This window comes from Neobacillus sp. B4I6, from assembly GCF_050434045.1.
Lineage (GTDB): Bacteria > Bacillota > Bacilli > Bacillales > Cytobacillaceae > Neobacillus.
On record NZ_JBNPWB010000002.1, the window covers coordinates 4,963,125 to 4,981,357 of the forward strand.

The window sequence follows — 18,233 nt, forward strand, 5'->3', positions numbered from 1 at the left end:
AGATGCCTTAACTTATGAGCAAAATGGCTCCTGCGATAATAGGGGTCAGGACCATCGCACTTTTTAATACGGGCTGCGGAGCAAGGGCTGTAAACTTAGCCCCGACATAGGAGCCAATCATCGTTCCTCCTACCACTTCAACTAACAGGGTTAAATTCAGGTATCCTTCGAAATAGTAGCCGATTCCTCCTGCTAAAGCGATCGGCAAAATAACGAGCATTGTTGTACCCACTGATTGTTTAAGCGAAAGTCCCATGATGACCAGCAATCCGATTTGAATGAACGGCGCAGCACCTATCCCAAATGTACCAGACAACAATCCGGTAACCAACCCGACAACTGCCGCTTTCTTAATGAGAAGCAGGTTGCCAGGGTTCACTTTTTTGTTGTTTACCTTTATTTTTTGGACAATAAATAAGCGGACAACCAAGATCACAGCCGACAAAAATAACATCCCCGCTGTCAACCAATGCAAAGAATGGATCGGAATCAAACTGGCTAGCTTTGAACCTAAATAGGAGGCAGCTGCCCCAAATCCGCCGACGATTAAACCGGTTTTAATTGAGATATTTCCTTGACGAAAATGACTGTAGGCACCTGACATGCTAGTAAACACCATCGCTGCTAGTGATGTCCCTAACGCCATATGTATTGGTACTCCAAAAATAACTGTTAAGATGGCAATAATAAAGCCAGAGCCGCCCGCCCCGACAAATCCTAATAAAATCCCAAGCACAAACATCGTCAGCACAATCGCCAACTTCATCCCCTCCGATTGCAAAACCCTAGATGTCCTTCTAGGAAATGTTTTATTACTTACCTAAGGACGGGGTCATATAGGCTGATTTAAAAAAGAAAAAAACTATCATTCATTATTGTACTAAAAATTTAAAAGGTATATCGGAATTATGCCCTAATTCCCAAAATTTGAAAGACTACCTCAACTAGATTGAGATAGTCCTCCCTTAAAAGCTAAATTTTACTCGACCTAAACATGCACTGGTTGTTTTGCTTCTTCTAATGCTGATAGGCGCTGCTTAATTTCCTCAACATTGATAATTCTTTGGGCTACCCCTGTTTCCATTGCAGTATACGCAACCGCGGTTGCTACCTGTGCTGCGACCCGAGGGTCAAATGGATCTGGAATGACATAATCGGCATGGAGCTCAACCTCTGAAATTAAACCAGCAATTGCATAGACCGCAGCAAGCTTCATTTCCTCGTTGATTTCCTTGGCACGGACATCTAAGGCGCCGCGGAAAATGCCTGGGAAAGCAAGCACATTATTAACCTGGTTCGGAAAATCAGAACGTCCTGTACCCACTACAAGAGCCCCTGCTTCTTTGGCCGCATCGGGCATAATTTCCGGTACCGGGTTGGCCATGGCAAAGATAATCGGGTCACGGTGCATAGTGCTAACCATTTCCTTTGTAACGGCCCCGGCTGCTGATACCCCCACAAACACATCGGCGTCAATAAGCGCATCCGCTAACGTTCCTTGTTTTTGCTCGCGATTTGTCATTTGCGCCATTTCATCTTTGAATCGATTCATTCCGAACGGACGGCCTTCATAAATAATTCCTTTTGTATCACATAAAATAACATCCTTCACGCCCATATGCAGCAGGAGCTTAACAATCGCTACTCCAGCTGAACCTGCTCCGTTTACTGCAACACGTATATCTTCAATTTTTTTATCCGCTAATTTTAACGCGTTGATTAGACCAGCGGCTGTTACAATCGCAGTTCCATGCTGGTCATCATGAAAAACAGGAATCTCGCAGGCTTTGCGGAGGCGGTCTTCAATTTCAAAGCATTGCGGCGCAGCAATATCCTCCAAGTTCACTCCGCCAAATGTTGGTTCTAGCAGCTTGACGGTTTCTACGATCTGGTCTGTGTCAGTGGTGGCCAAGCAGATGGGAAAGGCGTCAACATCTGCGAACGATTTGAATAACACGGCCTTTCCTTCCATCACAGGCATCGCAGCTTTTGGTCCAATATTTCCAAGCCCCAGGACTGCTGTCCCATTGGATACAACTGCGACAAGATTGCCCTTCGAGGTATAATCATAAACTTTATTTTCGTCTGCATAAATGTCCAAACATGGCTCTGCCACACCTGGTGAATACGCTAGGCTTAAATCTTTTGCATTATGTACTGCCACCTTAGAATAAATCCCAACCTTGCCTTGGTGTTCCTTGTGCATTTTTAATGCTTCATCTCGTAAAATTGACATTGAATTTCCCCCACTTCCCGGTTAGTAACCGCTTGCATTTCATCTACCTACATCTTAGTGCATAAGAAAGTATTTTTATAGATTATGTAATTAAAAAAAGCAGGGATTTAATCATACAAAAGGCCTTCCACAAATTTTGTGGAAAGCCTTTTTAACTAATTATTCTTCATCTATTTCCACCGTTGGATAATGCTTTAAAAAGTAGACTAGCGATTGAAGCTCCACTGCCAAGTCAATATGATGGACCCTTATTAATGGTGGAACATTTAACCTTGCTGGAGTGAAATTTAAGATTCCTTTTACATTCGCTTTGACCAGTCGATCGGTTATCATTTGTGCGGCAGGAGCCGGAACCGTTAATATCGCCACTGAAATATTAGTTTCTGATAAAACCTTCTCTAAATCATCCATAGGATGAACGGGTACCTCGCGAATCATGGTTCCCATTTTGTCGGGATCCACATCGAAGGCGCATTCTATTTTTGTGTTATTATTTTTTAAAAAGTTATAGTTTAAAAAGGCAGTGCCAAGATTTCCGACTCCTATTAAGGCAACCTTAGTTAATTCATCCTGATCTAAGGTCTTACGAAAGAAGGATATTAAGTAATTAACATTATACCCATAGCCCTTTTTCCCTAACGCACCGAAATAGGAAAAGTCGCGGCGAATCGTTGCTGAGTCTACCTTTACTGCTTCACTCAATTCCGCTGAAGAGACCCTTTGCTTGCCGGAACTATGCAGGTTTTTTAGAAATCGATAATAGAGGGGCAGCCGTTTTGCTGTCGCCTGTGGTATTTTCGTTGTTTCATTACTCATAATCTCCCACACCCCATGAATGGTTTAGTTAAAAATTTATTTAACTCTTTCATCTCTTTTAAAATCACCGTTTTTACCGCCCGTTTTTTCGACAAGATACGTCGGTCCAATTACCATACCTTTATCAACGGCTTTACACATATCATAAACTGTTAAGGCACATGCGGATGCCGCTGTTAACGCTTCCATTTCTACGCCTGTGCTCCCCTTCGTTTTAACGGCTGCAGCAATATATAATTGATAGTTCTCATCCTTATCCTGTTCCCAAGAGAAAGAAATATTAACACCTGATAATGGAATCGGATGGCACATTGGAATCAAATCCCATGTCTTCTTTGCTGCCATGACAGCTGCTACCTGGGCCACTGCTAAGACATCGCCCTTCTTCATCTCATTATTAGTTATTTTATCATAAATTTCTTTACTAACGGTAATGCTGGAATGAGCAAGCGCCGTACGTGCCGTTTCCGGCTTATCACTGACGTCGACCATTTTTGCTCTGCCTTCTTCATTAAAATGCGTAAATTCTGCCATATAAAAAATCCTCCCATCAAATCATACACTATTTTACCTTATATGTGTGTGAAACTTTGAACTAAATATTACATTTCTTGACGATTTAGGACCCTTACTCCGCTAATATGGCGAGCAGTTTATTGCCGACATACCGGGAATAAGGTACACTAATCCTATGTAATAGAGGTGAATGAGAATGATTTTGCTACAGGTTAATCAATTACAAAAATATTATGGTGCTGACCTTATTTTATCGAATATTAAGCTCGAATTACAAACTCGGGACCGTGTTGCTCTTGTTGGACGCAATGGGGCGGGAAAATCGACATTATTGAAGATTATTGCCGGACACTTGTCGCATGATGGCGGAGAAATTATCAAGCCGAAAGAAGTGACAATTGGCTATTTAGCTCAAAATACGGGGTTAGAATCATCATTATCCATATGGGATGAAATGCTGACGGTTTTTGAACCGCTGCGATTAATGGAAAAACAACTCCGCACTCTTGAAGAACAAATGGCTGATCCTCTTGTTTTTGAAGACGGTGGAAGGTACGAAAGAATCCTAAAAGAGTACGATCATCTTCAGGTGAAATTTAAAGAACAGGGAGGGTATCAATATGAGGCAGAGATGCGCTCTGTCCTTCATGGGTTAAATTTCCATGACAAATCCTTGATGATATCTAGTTTAAGCGGCGGGCAGAAAACCCGTCTTGCCCTTGGTAAACTTTTGTTAACCAAGCCTGATATCTTAATATTGGATGAGCCCACAAACCACCTTGATATTGATACGCTTTCCTGGCTGGAGCAATATTTACAAAGTTATCATGGGGCGATTTTGATCGTTTCCCATGACCGCTATTTTTTAGATAAAGTTGTTACTCAAGTTTATGAAGTATCCCGTAAGCAAATCCAAAGGTTTACAGGCAACTATAGTTCTTACCTTGATCAAAAGGCCGCAAATTATGAGCGTGATTTAAAGCTTTTCGAAAAACAACAGCAAGAGGTCGCTGATCTCCAAGACTTTATCAACCGGAATTTAGCGCGCGCTTCGACGACTAAACGTGCCCAAAGCCGTCGTAAAAAGCTAGAAAAGATGGAGATGATGGATCGTCCATTAGGCGATGAAAAGTCTGCTTCCTTCTCGTTTGAAATTGAAAAACAAAGCGGCAATGACGTTTTAACAGTGGATTCACTCGCTGTTGGGTACGAAGGTGATAAGGTTTCAGAGTCCATTTCATTTCGGGCCTATAAAGGTGAAAGTACCGCATTGGTTGGACCGAATGGTATCGGCAAATCAACACTTTTAAAGACAATTATCAAAAAGTTGCCTGCTCTGGAGGGAACCATACTCTATGGGACAAACCTTCAGATTGGTTATTACGACCAGGAGCAAGCTGAATTGACCTCCAATAAGCGGGTCTTAAATGAACTCTGGGATGACTATCCACTAAAAAATGAAAAAGAAATACGTACGGTGCTCGGTAATTTCTTATTTTCTGGTGATGATGTCTTAAAAATAGTTTCCACCTTAAGCGGGGGTGAAAAAGCCCGTCTAGCTTTAGCTAAACTGATGTTGGAGAAAGCAAATGTCTTAATTTTGGACGAGCCTACCAACCACCTTGACTTAGATAGTAAGGAAGTTCTAGAGAATGCATTAATCGATTACCCGGGCACGATATTGTTTGTCTCACACGACAGGTATTTTATTAACCGGATTGCCACAAAGGTCTTAGAACTTAGTCGTCATGGAAGTACAGAATTCCTCGGGGATTATGATTATTATTTAGAGAAGAAACTAGAACAGGAAGAACTTGCAGCACTAGCGCTAGCCGCAACTGCTAAAAAAGCAGCACAAACAGATGCTTTTGAGAAAAACTCTTATCAACAGGATAAGGAAAGTAAAAAACAAGAGCGTCAGCGCAAAAGGAAATTAGAAGAAATGGAACAAAGAATTGAAGAGCTAGAAGAGCAAATTCAAGAATTCGAGCAGCAATTATGCGAACCAGACATTTTTCAAAATCATGAAAAAGTGTTGGAAATCAACATAAAAAATGAAAAGGCAAAGTCTGAACTCGAGCACTTAATGGAAGAATGGGCAGAGCTGGCTGAATAATTATGCAAAAACCAGGCATTGGCCTGGTTTTTTGTTTATTATGACATTTATCGACAAATTTTGATATGAAGGCAATAATTCATTAAGTTATACACTTTTCCACATTCTTATTCACATTACAAACAGGACAGTTTCAATGTTATTTTTACTTTTCCACATTATCCACAACAAAGACCTGACTTATCCACATTATACACAGAAAACACCCCACTTATCCACATTCACCAGTTTTTGATCTGCATTTTTATAAAATCTTATCAACAAAAAAACTCTTCTTATCCAGAAGAGTTATTAATTGTATATTTCGATATCCAGTCCCGGGTTGGCATTTAGGGAAAGGTCTGCTCTAATTCCTTTTTCGAACATCACGCTTCCAGCAGCAGCAATCATCGCTGCATTATCAGTACATAGGGATAATGGCGGAATCACTAATTCAATTCCAGGTTTCTCTGAAAAGGTCTTTTCCAAAGCATTTCTAAGGCCTTTATTGGCGGCAACTCCTCCAGCCACCAATACTTGTCCTACCCCATATTCAGCGACGGCCTTTTCTGTTTTCTTTACTAACACTTCAATCACGCTGGCTTGAAAGCTTGCAGCAAGGTCTTCAGGGGCAATTATCTCACCGCGTTGCTCGGCATTATGAACCGTATTAATAACAGCAGATTTTAAACCGCTAAAGCTAAAATCATAGGAACCTTCTTCTAACCATGCCCGAGGTAAATTAATTGTCGGATTTCCAGCCTGCGCCAAACGGTCAATATGTGGACCGCCAGGGTACGGCATGTTTAACGTTCGCGCAACCTTGTCGTAGGCTTCACCAGCAGCGTCATCCCTTGTTTCGCCGATGACTTCAAAATGTCCATGTTCCTTCATATAAACAAGCTCTGTATGCCCGCCTGAAACGACCAGAGCAAGGAGCGGGAATTTTAACTCAGTGACAAGCCTGTTCGCATAAATATGTCCAGCAATATGGTGGACTGGAACTAGTGGTTTGTTTTGAGCAAATGCCAATGCTTTCGCGGCATTTACCCCAATTAAAAGAGCACCGACTAATCCTGGTCCTTCTGTGACAGCAATGGCATCAATCTCAGCAAAAGTAACATTTGCCTGCTTCAATGCTTCCTCAATGACAATAGTCATTTGCTCTACATGGTGGCGGGAGGCTATTTCTGGAACCACACCACCGAAGCGTTTATGACTTTCAATTTGCGATGCGACTACATTTGCTGCAATTTCTCTTCCATTTTTAATAATGGCGACAGCCGTCTCATCACAGCTTGTTTCAATACCCAAAATCCATTGGTCTTTTTTCATAAATTTACCCACATCACTAAACCATCTTCCTGATTATCTGAATAATAATTTTTGCGGATCCCGCCATTTTGAAAACCAAGCTTTCGATAAAGAGATTGTGCTACATGATTGGTAACACGCACTTCAAGGGTCATACTCTTTGCTCCCATCTCTCTAGCTACTGTCATCATTTTTTGCATGATTGCCTCACCAAGTTTCCTGCCCCTATATTCAGGCAGAATGGCCACATTCGTTACATGCGCCTCATCGATCACGATCCAAGCCCCACAGTACCCGAGGATTTTGTTACTTTCCTCTAGGACGATATAAACTGCAAATCGATTATTATGCAATTCATTATAAAATGCTTCACGACTCCAGGGGGTTGTAAATGATGCATGTTCTACTTCTAAAATTTGGTCAATGTCCTCTTCCCTCATATTGCGAAAAACAAAAGAATCTACCATAACTCTCTATTCCTATCCATTTAAAATTTTTCCTTTCGCTTCTAACCATTTCGCTTCAGCTTCAGCTAAACGGATATAATTTGGAACAAAAGAATGAATGTCCTCCCCTGGTTTATCCTTACCAAGAAGGGCAAGTTCAGATGGACGTGGATTTTGTTCCGTACTAGCTGCGAAAACAGCCTGTGATCCTAATGCTGCTTCAATTGCTGTTTGATGGAGTGGTAAATCATTTCCGACAAATAGTATCGCTTTTCCTGAATTTTTTAGATCCTCTGCACGGTTTACTAACATGACCAAACGATCCTCTTCAATCGTTTGTAGTTCGTCATTTTGATATTGATACAAGCCAGTATAGACCTGTCCCCTTCTTGCATCAAATAGAGGTGACACATAACCATCGAAGTAGCGGCCGACCCCAGATGCTAAAATTTCCAAGCTGGAAATACCTACAAGCGGGATATTCAAAGTCCAAGCTAGTGTTTTAGCAATGGTTACACCTATTCTAACTCCTGTATACGAGCCCGGTCCTTTGGCGACGACAATCTTAGTTAAATCCGCCGGAACCTTTTCGCAATCCTTCATTAGTGTCTGAATAGCAGGCATAATTCGAACAGAGTGGTTCTTTTTTAAATTGGTTATATATTCACCAAGTACTTGATTATCTTCTAAAAGCGCCACTCCTAAGGCATAGTTAGAAGTATCAATCGCTAATATGGTCATGAAAAAGTCTCCTTACATAATTGCTCATATCGTTTCCCCTGAGGTACTAAAACCATTCTTCTAGTATCCCCTTCTTCACGATATAAGAAAATAGTCAGTCTTTCCTGTGGGAGCTGCTCTTCAATTAAATGAGCCCATTCCACTACCGTCACTCCATCACCTTCAAAATACTCATCAAAACCGAGGTCTTCGAAGGCATCCGCAACCCGGTATACATCCATGTGATATAACGGGAGTTTTCCCTTATATTCTTTAATAATAGTAAATGTCGGACTGTTAACTGTTCTTTTAATCTCCAACCCTTTAGCCAAGCCCTTAGTGAATGTAGTCTTTCCAGCACCTAAATCACCTTCAAGAGCAATGACATCTCCAGGTTGTAATAACCCAGCTAACTTTGCTGCAAATTGGGAAGTCTCCTCAGAATCCGTTGTTATTAGTTCGAATTGATTCATTCAATCACCTTTTTATTTTAACTTAGCGTCACATCTTCATTTTACCTTAATTATGTGCAAAAAAACCTTAGGATCTCTCCTAAGGATGCCTATTACATATGTAGTTTACATGATTTTTAACAATTGAGCAAAAAAGCTTGCCCTTATTAAACGGCATAAAAAAAGACGAAACCTTGTTTCGTACTAATTTTTGCAATATAAATGGCGGTCCGGACGGGACTCGAACCCGCGACCTCCTGCGTGACAGGCAGGCATTCTAACCAACTGAACTACCGGACCAAATTGCGGGGACAGGATTTGAACCTGCGACCTTCGGGTTATGAGCCCGACGAGCTACCAGACTGCTCCACCCCGCGACAATAGAAATAAAAATATGTTTTAAATTACTACACCATAATATTATATCACCAGAAACAGTAATTATGTATGGTTTTTAAAGTAATTATAGCCTGGCAACGTCCTACTCTCACAGGGACGCGTGTCCCAACTACCATCGGCGCTGAGAAGCTTAACTTCCGTGTTCGGTATGGGAACGGGTGTGACCTTCTCGCCATTGCTGCCAGACTATTTTGTTGAGGTATCATTCCCTCAAAACTAGATAATGCAGAAGAAGTTTGTAAAACTGAGTGTGCCTTAAAAATTGGTTAAGTCCTCGAACGATTAGTATCAGTCAGCTCCACATGTTACCACGCTTCCACCTCTGACCTATCAACCTGATCATCTTTCAGGGTTCTTACTAGCTTGCGCTATGGGAAATCTCATCTTGAGGGGGGCTTCATGCTTAGATGCTTTCAGCACTTATCCCGTCCGCACATAGCTACCCAGCGATGCCCTTGGCAGAACAACTGGTACACCAGCGGTGCGTCCATCCCGGTCCTCTCGTACTAAGGACAGCTCCTCTCAAATTTCCTGCGCCCACGACGGATAGGGACCGAACTGTCTCACGACGTTCTGAACCCAGCTCGCGTACCGCTTTAATGGGCGAACAGCCCAACCCTTGGGACCGACTACAGCCCCAGGATGCGATGAGCCGACATCGAGGTGCCAAACCTCCCCGTCGATGTGGACTCTTGGGGGAGATAAGCCTGTTATCCCCGGGGTAGCTTTTATCCGTTGAGCGATGGCCCTTCCATGCGGAACCACCGGATCACTAAGCCCGACTTTCGTCCCTGCTCGACTTGTAGGTCTCGCAGTCAAGCTCCCTTGTGCCTTTACACTCTGCGAATGATTTCCAACCATTCTGAGGGAACCTTTGGGCGCCTCCGTTACTCTTTAGGAGGCGACCGCCCCAGTCAAACTGCCCACCTGACACTGTCTCCCACCCCGATCAGGGGTGCGGGTTAGAATTTCAATACAGCCAGGGTAGTATCCCACCGACGCCTCCACCGAAGCTAGCGCTCCGGCTTCTCAGGCTCCTACCTATCCTGTACAAGCTGTACCAAAATTCAATATCAGGCTACAGTAAAGCTCCACGGGGTCTTTCCGTCCTGTCGCGGGTAACCTGCATCTTCACAGGTACTATAATTTCACCGAGTCTCTCGTTGAGACAGTGCCCAGATCGTTACGCCTTTCGTGCGGGTCGGAACTTACCCGACAAGGAATTTCGCTACCTTAGGACCGTTATAGTTACGGCCGCCGTTTACTGGGGCTTCGATTCAGAGCTTCGCTTGCGCTAACCCCTCCTCTTAACCTTCCAGCACCGGGCAGGCGTCAGCCCCTATACTTCGCCTTGCGGCTTCGCAGAGACCTGTGTTTTTGCTAAACAGTCGCCTGGGCCTATTCACTGCGGCTCTTCGAGGCTATTCACCTCAAAAAGCACCCCTTCTCCCGAAGTTACGGGGTCATTTTGCCGAGTTCCTTAACGAGAGTTCTCTCGCTCACCTTAGGATTCTCTCCTCGCCTACCTGTGTCGGTTTGCGGTACGGGCACCTTTTATCTCGCTAGAGGCTTTTCTTGGCAGTGTGGAATCAGGAACTTCGGTACTAAATTTCCCTCGCTATCACAGCTCAGCCTTCGCGAGAAGCGGATTTGCCTACTTCTCAGCCTAACTGCTTAGACGCGCATATCCAACAGCGCGCTTACCCTATCCTCCTGCGTCCCCCCATTGCTCAAACGATAAAGAGGTGGTACAGGAATATCAACCTGTTGTCCATCGCCTACGCCTTTCGGCCTCGGCTTAGGTCCCGACTAACCCTGAGCGGACGAGCCTTCCTCAGGAAACCTTAGGCATTCGGTGGATGAGATTCTCACTCATCTTTCGCTACTCATACCGGCATTCTCACTTCTAAGCGCTCCACCAGTCCTTACGGTCTAGCTTCAACGCCCTTAGAACGCTCTCCTACCACTGACATCAGAGATGTCAATCCACAGCTTCGGTGATACGTTTAGCCCCGGTACATTTTCGGCGCAGAGTCATTCGACCAGTGAGCTATTACGCACTCTTTAAATGGTGGCTGCTTCTAAGCCAACATCCTGGTTGTCTAAACAACTCCACATCCTTTTCCACTTAACGTATACTTTGGGACCTTAGCTGGTGGTCTGGGCTGTTTCCCTTTTGACTACGGATCTTATCACTCGCAGTCTGACTCCCACGGATAAGTCTTTGGCATTCGGAGTTTGTCTGAATTCGGTAACCCGATGAGGGCCCCTAGTCCAAACAGTGCTCTACCTCCAAGACTCTTACTACGTGAGGCTAGCCCTAAAGCTATTTCGGAGAGAACCAGCTATCTCCAAGTTCGATTGGAATTTCTCCGCTACCCACACCTCATCCCCGCACTTTTCAACGTGCGTGGGTTCGGGCCTCCATCCAGTGTTACCTGGACTTCACCCTGGACATGGGTAGATCACCTGGTTTCGGGTCTACGACCACATACTCATACGCCCTATTCAGACTCGCTTTCGCTGCGGCTCCGTCTCTTCAACTTAACCTTGCATGGGATCGTAACTCGCCGGTTCATTCTACAAAAGGCACGCTATCACCCATTAACGGGCTCTAACTACTTGTAGGCACACGGTTTCAGGAACTATTTCACTCCCCTTCCGGGGTGCTTTTCACCTTTCCCTCACGGTACTGGTTCACTATCGGTCACTAGGGAGTATTTAGCCTTGGGAGATGGTCCTCCCTGCTTCCGACCGGATTTCTCGTGTCCGGCCGTACTCAGGATCCACTCAGGAGGGAACGAAGTTTCGACTACAGGGTTTTTACCTTCTATGACGGATCTTTCCAGATCGCTTCATCTACCCCGTTCCTTTGTAACTCCATGTTGAGTGTCCTACAACCCCAAGAGGCAAGCCTCTTGGTTTGGGCTATGTCCCGTTTCGCTCGCCGCTACTCAGGGAATCGCGTTTGCTTTCTCTTCCTCCGGGTACTTAGATGTTTCAGTTCCCCGGGTATGCCTTCCATACCCTATGTATTCAGGTAAAGATACTGTTCCATTACGAACAGTGGGTTCCCCCATTCGGAAATCTCCGGATCAAAGCTTACTTACAGCTCCCCGAAGCATATCGGTGTTAGTCCCGTCCTTCATCGGCTCCTAGTGCCAAGGCATTCACCGTGCGCCCTTTCTAACTTAACCTAAAAGGTTTGTTTCTTCTTATTAAATAAGAAATTGGCATTGACTCGGTTCTTACATTGACTTCTTCATTACGATTATCTAGTTTTCAAAGAACGATTAAAAAAAGCTTCGAGAGAATTGTACTCTCAAAACTAAACAAACAAAGATCGTGTCACAAACTGTTTTGTCTGGCTCACAGGTCCAGCTTTATCCTTAGAAAGGAGGTGATCCAGCCGCACCTTCCGATACGGCTACCTTGTTACGACTTCACCCCAATCATCTGTCCCACCTTAGGCGGCTGGCTCCTTGCGGTTACCCCACCGACTTCGGGTGTTACAAACTCTCGTGGTGTGACGGGCGGTGTGTACAAGGCCCGGGAACGTATTCACCGCGGCATGCTGATCCGCGATTACTAGCGATTCCGGCTTCATGCAGGCGAGTTGCAGCCTGCAATCCGAACTGAGAATGGTTTTATGGGATTGGCTAAACCTCGCGGTCTTGCAGCCCTTTGTACCATCCATTGTAGCACGTGTGTAGCCCAGGTCATAAGGGGCATGATGATTTGACGTCATCCCCACCTTCCTCCGGTTTGTCACCGGCAGTCACCTTAGAGTGCCCAACTGAATGCTGGCAACTAAGATCAAGGGTTGCGCTCGTTGCGGGACTTAACCCAACATCTCACGACACGAGCTGACGACAACCATGCACCACCTGTCACTCTGTCCCCCGAAGGGGAAATTCCTATCTCTAGGAGTGTCAGAGGATGTCAAGACCTGGTAAGGTTCTTCGCGTTGCTTCGAATTAAACCACATGCTCCACCGCTTGTGCGGGCCCCCGTCAATTCCTTTGAGTTTCAGCCTTGCGGCCGTACTCCCCAGGCGGAGTGCTTAATGCGTTAGCTGCAGCACTAAGGGGCGGAAACCCCCTAACACTTAGCACTCATCGTTTACGGCGTGGACTACCAGGGTATCTAATCCTGTTTGCTCCCCACGCTTTCGCGCCTCAGCGTCAGTTACAGACCAGAAAGCCGCCTTCGCCACTGGTGTTCCTCCACATCTCTACGCATTTCACCGCTACACGTGGAATTCCGCTTTCCTCTTCTGCACTCAAGTCCCCCAGTTTCCAATGACCCTCCACGGTTGAGCCGTGGGCTTTCACATCAGACTTAAAGGACCGCCTGCGCGCGCTTTACGCCCAATAATTCCGGACAACGCTTGCCACCTACGTATTACCGCGGCTGCTGGCACGTAGTTAGCCGTGGCTTTCTGGTTAGGTACCGTCAAGGTACCGGCAGTTACTCCGGTACTTGTTCTTCCCTAACAACAGAGCTTTACGACCCGAAGGCCTTCATCGCTCACGCGGCGTTGCTCCATCAGACTTTCGTCCATTGTGGAAGATTCCCTACTGCTGCCTCCCGTAGGAGTCTGGGCCGTGTCTCAGTCCCAGTGTGGCCGATCACCCTCTCAGGTCGGCTACGCATCGTCGCCTTGGTGAGCCGTTACCTCACCAACTAGCTAATGCGCCGCGGGCCCATCTGTAAGTGTCAGCCGAAACCGACTTTCAGCTTTTCCTCATGAGAGGAAAAGGATTATCCGGTATTAGCACCGGTTTCCCGGTGTTATCCCAGTCTTACAGGCAGGTTGCCCACGTGTTACTCACCCGTCCGCCGCTAACCAACAGGAGCAAGCTCCTATTGGTTCGCTCGACTTGCATGTATTAGGCACGCCGCCAGCGTTCGTCCTGAGCCAGGATCAAACTCTCCAAGAAAGTTGATTAGCTCATTTTGTTACGTTGGCTTAGTTTCTTAATTGAAACTAAAATTTTGTTTGTTTGCACGATTTTGTTTGTTTAGTTTTCAAAGAACAATTATTAAAGGTAATTTGGAGCGGGTGAAGAGAATCGAACTCTCATCATCAGCTTGGAAGGCTGAGGTTTTACCACTAAACTACACCCGCATAAAATATATTCAACTGGTCGGGAAGACAGGATTCGAACCTGCGACCCCTTGGTCCCAAACCAAGTGCTCTACCAAGCTGAGCTACTTCCCGTAAAAATGCGCCCTGAGAGATTCGAACTCCCGACCTTTTGATTCGTAGTCAAACACTCTATCCAGCTGAGCTAAGGGCGCATGTATTGAAGTCAACTTTTAAAGTATACCAGACTCAGTATCGTTTGTCAACAATTTATTTGGTGCGGCCGAGAGGACTTGAACCTCCACGGGGTTGCCCCCACTAGGCCCTCAACCTAGCGCGTCTGCCATTCCGCCACGACCGCACGATAATTAGCGACAAAAACAATCATAACATACTAACCAAATTAATTCAAGTAAAACATTTGGTGCGGGTGAAGGGAGTCGAACCCCCACGCCTTGCGGCGCCAGATCCTAAGTCTGGTGCGTCTGCCAATTCCGCCACACCCGCATTTAATATTGATTTATAAAAAAATGGCTGGGCTAGCTGGATTTGAACCAACGCATGTCGCAGTCAAAGTGCGATGCCTTACCGCTTGGCTATAGCCCAATATTGATGTTTATAAAGATTAAGAAACAGGAAATGAATCAATGTCACTCCCCGTCCCAGATGACCCCTACGGGACTCGAACCCGTGTTACCTCCGTGAAAGGGAGGTGTCTTAACCGCTTGACCAAGGGGCCTAAAAATTATATGGCGGAGAAGGAGGGATTTGAACCCTCGCGCCGGTCACCCGACCTACACCCTTAGCAGGGGCGCCTCTTCAGCCTCTTGAGTACTTCCCCATATGGCTCCGCAGGTAGGACTCGAACCTACGACCGATCGGTTAACAGCCGATAGCTCTACCACTGAGCTACTGCGGAATAATACTATTAAAAACCTTAAATCAATTAGGCAATCACCTTATCGACTCTTTACATTATAATGACGTTATAATAGAAAGTCAATATAGTTTTTAGATAAAGATTTTTTCCAAATTCTTACGTCATTCTAAAATTATTTCTTTTATTTTCGTCAACTTTCCCCTACATTTTCCACAAACATATCTGCTTGTATCAATGCTTCTTTTTCGCCTGTATGATAGCTGACATTTCGAGCATTGATATAGAAGGATTCTTTTGGATGTTCGTTTTACTGGTCTATCGGGTAATTGTGCACAAAATCGCGGTGCTCCTACTTTTTTTAATAATCGCTTAAACTCTTGGTCTCTATGCTGATACCCCTTCCCTTCAAGGTGAAGATGATAATGGCATAGCTCATGCTTAATGATCCCCACTAATTCTTTTACACCTAGCTGCTCGTAATATTTTTTATTTATTTCAATATTATGTGTGCCAAGAAGGTATCTGCCGCCTGTTGACCTTAGTCTTGGATTGAAAGACGCTATGTGTCGAAACTGCTTCCCAAATGATTCAACAGATATCTTTTCAACTAATGATTGAAGTTCTTGTTGTTCCATTTTGGGACCCTCACTTTCTTTGCGAACATGACAACCTATTATAGCATATATTGTATATACCTTTAATAATGATGTACTTTTCGGGAGGTTTTATTATGCCAACTTGGTTGCAAAACCAAATGAAAAGAGCTTTCTATGAGAAGGATCGCTATCAGATCAAGATGCTAAACCAGTGCTGGTTCTTTTACAGAAAAAAACACTTCTCTTAAGTTCATGAGGACAATTTATGCACTTCTCTTCCTTTTTTTGTCCTCATGAACACCTCATGAGGACAACTTACACCATTCCCTTCCTATTTCTGTCCTCACGAACATTTATGAGACCCTTTCCCTTCACATCTAATAATTATTTCTAAGAGTTAATTGATTGGGACAAAAATAAAAAAGAAGACCAACTCGCTTTGCGAAATGGTCTTCTTTAATGGTGATAATATTATTACAGGAACCCGTTACTTCCAACTAGTTCGAAGGCGCCAGCATTGTTAATGCAACCCGGCCTTTTTTCATATCAACGGAATCCACCCATACAGTGACTACATCCCCTACTGACACAATGTCTAATGGATGCTTTACAAATCTATTGCTTAGTTTGGAAATATGCACAAGCCCGTCCTGCTTAACGCCGATATCAACAAATGCACCGAAGTCCACAACATTCCGAACCGTACCTTGCAGCTCCATACCTGCTTGTAAATCCTCTAACTTAAGGACATCTTTTTTCAAAAGAGGGCGTGGTAAATCATCGCGCGGATCGCGTTCCGGCCTTACCAACGCATCAATAATATCCTTTAGGGTTAATTCCCCGATAGCAAGTTCTTCTGAAACAGCTTTTAAATCAATCCCATTAAGAGCAGTTATTAACTCATCCGAACCAAGGTCATCAGTTGTAAATCCTAGACTCGCTAATAATTTCTTCACTTCGTCGTAATTTTCCGGATGAATCCCTGTTCGGTCAAGCGGCTGCTTGCCATCTAATACGCGCAAGAACCCTATCGCCTGCTCATAGGTTTTTGCACCAAGACGAGGTACTTTCTTTAATTGAACCCTGCTCGTAAATTTCCCTTCCTCTTCACGCTTTTTGACAATATTATTTGCAGCAGTCTTGTTAAGCCCCGCTACATACTGTAAAAGTGATGGAGAAGCAGTATTCACATTTACACCGACCCTGTTAACGGCTGTTTCAACCACAAAATGCAACGATTCTGACAGACGTTTCTGGGAAACATCATGCTGGTATTGACCGACACCAACCGATTTTGGGTCAATTTTGACCAATTCCGCTAATGGATCCTGCAACCGGCGTGCAATAGAGGCTGCACTTCTTTCTTCTACCTGCAGATTCGGAAACTCTTCTCTGGCTAATTCCGAAGCAGAATAGACACTGGCCCCTGCTTCATTGACAATTAAATAGAAAATCTCTTCATCCATTTCTTTTAAGATATCTGCGACAAACTGTTCTGTTTCCCTTGAGGCTGTGCCATTTCCGATGGCCGCCATTTCAACTTTATACTCGCGGAGGATGTGAATAAACTTTTCGCGCGCTTCCTTGGCTTTGTTAACCGGTGGGTGGGGATAGATCACATCTATCTTCAGCACCTTACCTGTTTCATCTACGACTGCTAATTTACAGCCTGTCCTGTAGGCAGGGTCGACACCGATGACGACTTTGCCTTTCAACGGTGGCTGTAAAAGTAAGTTACGAAGGTTTTCAGAGAATATATGTATGGCTTGCTCTTCACCCTTATCCGTTAATTCATTGCGGATTTCCCGCTCAATGGAAGGCTGAATTAATCTTTTGTAGCTATCTTCCATCGCTTCTAACACAATGGGTGCTGATGGTGAGTGCTGGACACGGATCCATTTTCTCGACAAATATGACAGGATTAAATCGGCATTCATTTTAATCGAAACTCTTAAAATGTCCTCTTTTTCACCGCGATTTAAAGCGAGAATTCGATGCGGAACAATTTTATTTACAGGTTCTTCATATTCATAGTACATTTCGTAAACGTTTTTCTCGTCTTTTTCCGCTTCTTTGACCACCGATACAACTGCACCGGATTTAAACGTTTCTTTACGAATCCATTTACGGCTTTCAGCATCATCAGAAACCCATTCCGCAATAATGTCTTTCGCGCCTGCAATCGCATCCTCAACCGTAAGGACTTCTTTTTCTTCTGATAAAAATTGTTTTGCTTTTTCTTCCACACTTTCTTTTGTAAAAGTCAGCAGCCACTCTGCTAAAGGTTCCAAGCCTTTTTCTTTTGCAATCGTCGCTTTTGTCCGTCTTTTTTGTTTATATGGCCTGTATAAGTCTTCAACCTCTTGAAGCTTTTCGGCTTTGGTAATCGCCTGGTTAAGTTCATCTGTTAGTTTCCCTTGTTCAGCAATGATTCGAATAACCTCTTCTTTTCTATGCTCAAGGTTTTGGATATACTGCCAGCGTTCTAAAATATTGCGAATCTGTACTTCATCAAGCGCTCCTGTCATTTCTTTCCGATATCGAGCAATAAAAGGAACTGTATTGCCTTCATCTAATAATGAAATAACACTTTGTACTTGTTTATGAGATATTGTCAGTTCAGCTGCAATTTTCTTTAACAATTGATCATCTTTTACGATTGTATCATTCACAA

12 protein-coding genes, 11 tRNA genes and 3 rRNA genes are annotated in these 18,233 nt (G+C 44.3%); 2 read left to right on the forward strand and 24 right to left on the reverse strand.

Going from position 1 to position 18,233, the window contains the following annotated elements; translation table 11 throughout:
* Positions 1 to 7 precede the first annotated feature (7 nt).
* The 4 genes from QF028_RS26600 to moaC form a co-directional block, all read right to left on the reverse strand.
* Complete coding sequence (locus QF028_RS26600) at positions 8 to 760, reverse strand: sulfite exporter TauE/SafE family protein (RefSeq protein ID WP_251033635.1); 753 nt, start codon at positions 758 to 760, stop codon at positions 8 to 10.
* A 228-nt stretch (positions 761 to 988) separates the two neighbouring features.
* A complete protein-coding gene (locus QF028_RS26605) occupies positions 989 to 2,236 on the reverse strand; it encodes an NAD(P)-dependent malic enzyme (RefSeq protein WP_429470393.1) in 1,248 nt (415 codons plus the stop codon).
* A 159-nt stretch (positions 2,237 to 2,395) separates the two neighbouring features.
* Positions 2,396 to 3,052, reverse strand: a complete 657-nt coding sequence (locus QF028_RS26610; RefSeq protein WP_215005800.1) for a redox-sensing transcriptional repressor Rex — start codon at positions 3,050 to 3,052, stop codon at positions 2,396 to 2,398.
* Between the two features lie 36 nt (positions 3,053 to 3,088).
* Positions 3,089 to 3,586, reverse strand: coding sequence for a cyclic pyranopterin monophosphate synthase MoaC (moaC, locus tag QF028_RS26615; protein WP_429470395.1), 498 nt, complete (start codon positions 3,584 to 3,586; stop codon positions 3,089 to 3,091).
* A 178-nt stretch (positions 3,587 to 3,764) separates the two neighbouring features.
* On the opposite strand from moaC, the gene QF028_RS26620 reads away from it, so the two are divergent.
* Positions 3,765 to 5,684, forward strand: coding sequence for an ABC-F family ATP-binding cassette domain-containing protein (locus QF028_RS26620; protein WP_429470397.1), 1,920 nt, complete (start codon positions 3,765 to 3,767; stop codon positions 5,682 to 5,684).
* Positions 5,685 to 5,975: 291 nt separating this feature from the next.
* On the opposite strand, the gene tsaD is transcribed toward QF028_RS26620, so the two are convergent.
* The 19 genes from tsaD to QF028_RS26715 all read right to left on the reverse strand — a co-directional run bounded on the left by tsaD (position 5,976) and on the right by QF028_RS26715 (position 15,598).
* Positions 5,976 to 6,998 carry a tRNA (adenosine(37)-N6)-threonylcarbamoyltransferase complex transferase subunit TsaD gene (tsaD, locus tag QF028_RS26625; RefSeq protein WP_215005794.1) on the reverse strand — a complete coding sequence of 341 codons (1,023 nt, stop codon included), beginning with the start codon at positions 6,996 to 6,998 and terminating at the stop codon, positions 5,976 to 5,978.
* Positions 6,995 to 7,444, reverse strand: a complete 450-nt coding sequence (gene rimI / locus QF028_RS26630; RefSeq protein WP_410889596.1) for a ribosomal protein S18-alanine N-acetyltransferase — start codon at positions 7,442 to 7,444, stop codon at positions 6,995 to 6,997. The genes tsaD and rimI overlap by 4 nt, the downstream gene beginning before the upstream one ends.
* A 12-nt stretch (positions 7,445 to 7,456) precedes the next feature.
* Positions 7,457 to 8,164, reverse strand: coding sequence for a tRNA (adenosine(37)-N6)-threonylcarbamoyltransferase complex dimerization subunit type 1 TsaB (tsaB, locus tag QF028_RS26635; RefSeq protein WP_429470400.1), 708 nt, complete (start codon positions 8,162 to 8,164; stop codon positions 7,457 to 7,459).
* Entirely contained in the window at positions 8,161 to 8,616 is a 456-nt protein-coding gene (tsaE, locus tag QF028_RS26640; protein WP_088085063.1) for a tRNA (adenosine(37)-N6)-threonylcarbamoyltransferase complex ATPase subunit type 1 TsaE, read from the reverse strand. The genes tsaB and tsaE overlap by 4 nt, the downstream gene beginning before the upstream one ends.
* A gap of 202 nt (positions 8,617 to 8,818) precedes the next feature.
* Positions 8,819 to 8,895, reverse strand: a tRNA-Asp gene (locus tag QF028_RS26645).
* 3 nt (positions 8,896 to 8,898) lie between these two features.
* Positions 8,899 to 8,972 (reverse strand) — tRNA-Met (locus QF028_RS26650).
* 91 nt (positions 8,973 to 9,063) lie between these two features.
* Positions 9,064 to 9,180 (reverse strand): 5S ribosomal RNA (rrf, locus tag QF028_RS26655).
* Between the two features lie 76 nt (positions 9,181 to 9,256).
* Positions 9,257 to 12,191, reverse strand: a 23S ribosomal RNA gene (locus QF028_RS26660).
* A 196-nt stretch (positions 12,192 to 12,387) separates the two neighbouring features.
* A 16S ribosomal RNA gene (locus tag QF028_RS26665) occupies positions 12,388 to 13,937 on the reverse strand.
* The 16S, 23S and 5S rRNA genes sit together here with 11 tRNA genes alongside, the layout of an rRNA operon.
* Before the next feature lie 114 nt (positions 13,938 to 14,051).
* Positions 14,052 to 14,125, reverse strand: a tRNA-Gly gene (locus QF028_RS26670).
* A gap of 16 nt (positions 14,126 to 14,141) precedes the next feature.
* A tRNA-Pro gene (locus tag QF028_RS26675) sits at positions 14,142 to 14,218 on the reverse strand.
* Between the two features lie 6 nt (positions 14,219 to 14,224).
* Positions 14,225 to 14,298 (reverse strand) — tRNA-Arg (locus QF028_RS26680).
* A 60-nt stretch (positions 14,299 to 14,358) separates the two neighbouring features.
* Positions 14,359 to 14,444, reverse strand: a tRNA-Leu gene (locus QF028_RS26685).
* 61 nt (positions 14,445 to 14,505) lie between these two features.
* Positions 14,506 to 14,590, reverse strand: a tRNA-Leu gene (locus QF028_RS26690).
* A 24-nt stretch (positions 14,591 to 14,614) separates the two neighbouring features.
* A tRNA-Gln gene (locus QF028_RS26695) sits at positions 14,615 to 14,689 on the reverse strand.
* Positions 14,690 to 14,750: 61 nt separating this feature from the next.
* Positions 14,751 to 14,822 (reverse strand) — tRNA-Glu (locus QF028_RS26700).
* An 11-nt stretch (positions 14,823 to 14,833) separates the two neighbouring features.
* A tRNA-Ser gene (locus QF028_RS26705) sits at positions 14,834 to 14,924 on the reverse strand.
* 3 nt (positions 14,925 to 14,927) lie between these two features.
* Positions 14,928 to 15,002 (reverse strand) — tRNA-Asn (locus tag QF028_RS26710).
* Positions 15,003 to 15,124: 122 nt separating this feature from the next.
* Positions 15,125 to 15,598 carry a SprT family protein gene (locus tag QF028_RS26715; RefSeq protein WP_429470403.1) on the reverse strand — a complete coding sequence of 158 codons (474 nt, stop codon included), beginning with the start codon at positions 15,596 to 15,598 and terminating at the stop codon, positions 15,125 to 15,127.
* Between the two features lie 95 nt (positions 15,599 to 15,693).
* Between QF028_RS26715 and cmpA the strand changes: the two genes are divergently transcribed.
* A complete protein-coding gene (cmpA, locus tag QF028_RS26720) occupies positions 15,694 to 15,807 on the forward strand; it encodes a cortex morphogenetic protein CmpA (protein ID WP_088085061.1) in 114 nt (37 codons plus the stop codon).
* A 249-nt stretch (positions 15,808 to 16,056) separates the two neighbouring features.
* Here the strand turns inward: cmpA and QF028_RS26725 are convergent, their stop codons facing one another.
* Positions 16,057 to 18,231, reverse strand: coding sequence for a Tex family protein (locus QF028_RS26725; RefSeq protein WP_429470405.1), 2,175 nt, complete (start codon positions 18,229 to 18,231; stop codon positions 16,057 to 16,059).
* Between the last annotated feature and the right edge of the window lie 2 nt (positions 18,232 to 18,233).

Excerpts from the sequence above, each read along its gene's own strand:
- QF028_RS26620 (WP_429470397.1), top strand. The coding sequence starts at position 3,765 with ATGATTTTGCTACAGGTTAATCAATTACAAAAATATTATGGTGCTGAC.
- cmpA (WP_088085061.1), top strand. The coding sequence starts at position 15,694 with ATGCCAACTTGGTTGCAAAACCAAATGAAAAGAGCTTTCTATGAGAAG.
- QF028_RS26605 (WP_429470393.1), bottom strand. The coding sequence starts at position 2,236 with ATGTCAATTTTACGAGATGAAGCATTAAAAATGCACAAGGAACACCAA.
- moaC (WP_429470395.1), bottom strand. The coding sequence starts at position 3,586 with ATGGCAGAATTTACGCATTTTAATGAAGAAGGCAGAGCAAAAATGGTC.
- QF028_RS26610 (WP_215005800.1), bottom strand. The coding sequence starts at position 3,052 with ATGAGTAATGAAACAACGAAAATACCACAGGCGACAGCAAAACGGCTG.
- tsaB (WP_429470400.1), bottom strand. The coding sequence starts at position 8,164 with ATGACCATATTAGCGATTGATACTTCTAACTATGCCTTAGGAGTGGCG.
- tsaD (WP_215005794.1), bottom strand. The coding sequence starts at position 6,998 with ATGAAAAAAGACCAATGGATTTTGGGTATTGAAACAAGCTGTGATGAG.
- rimI (WP_410889596.1), bottom strand. The coding sequence starts at position 7,444 with ATGGTAGATTCTTTTGTTTTTCGCAATATGAGGGAAGAGGACATTGAC.
- tsaE (WP_088085063.1), bottom strand. The coding sequence starts at position 8,616 with ATGAATCAATTCGAACTAATAACAACGGATTCTGAGGAGACTTCCCAA.
- QF028_RS26715 (WP_429470403.1), bottom strand. The coding sequence starts at position 15,598 with ATGGAACAACAAGAACTTCAATCATTAGTTGAAAAGATATCTGTTGAA.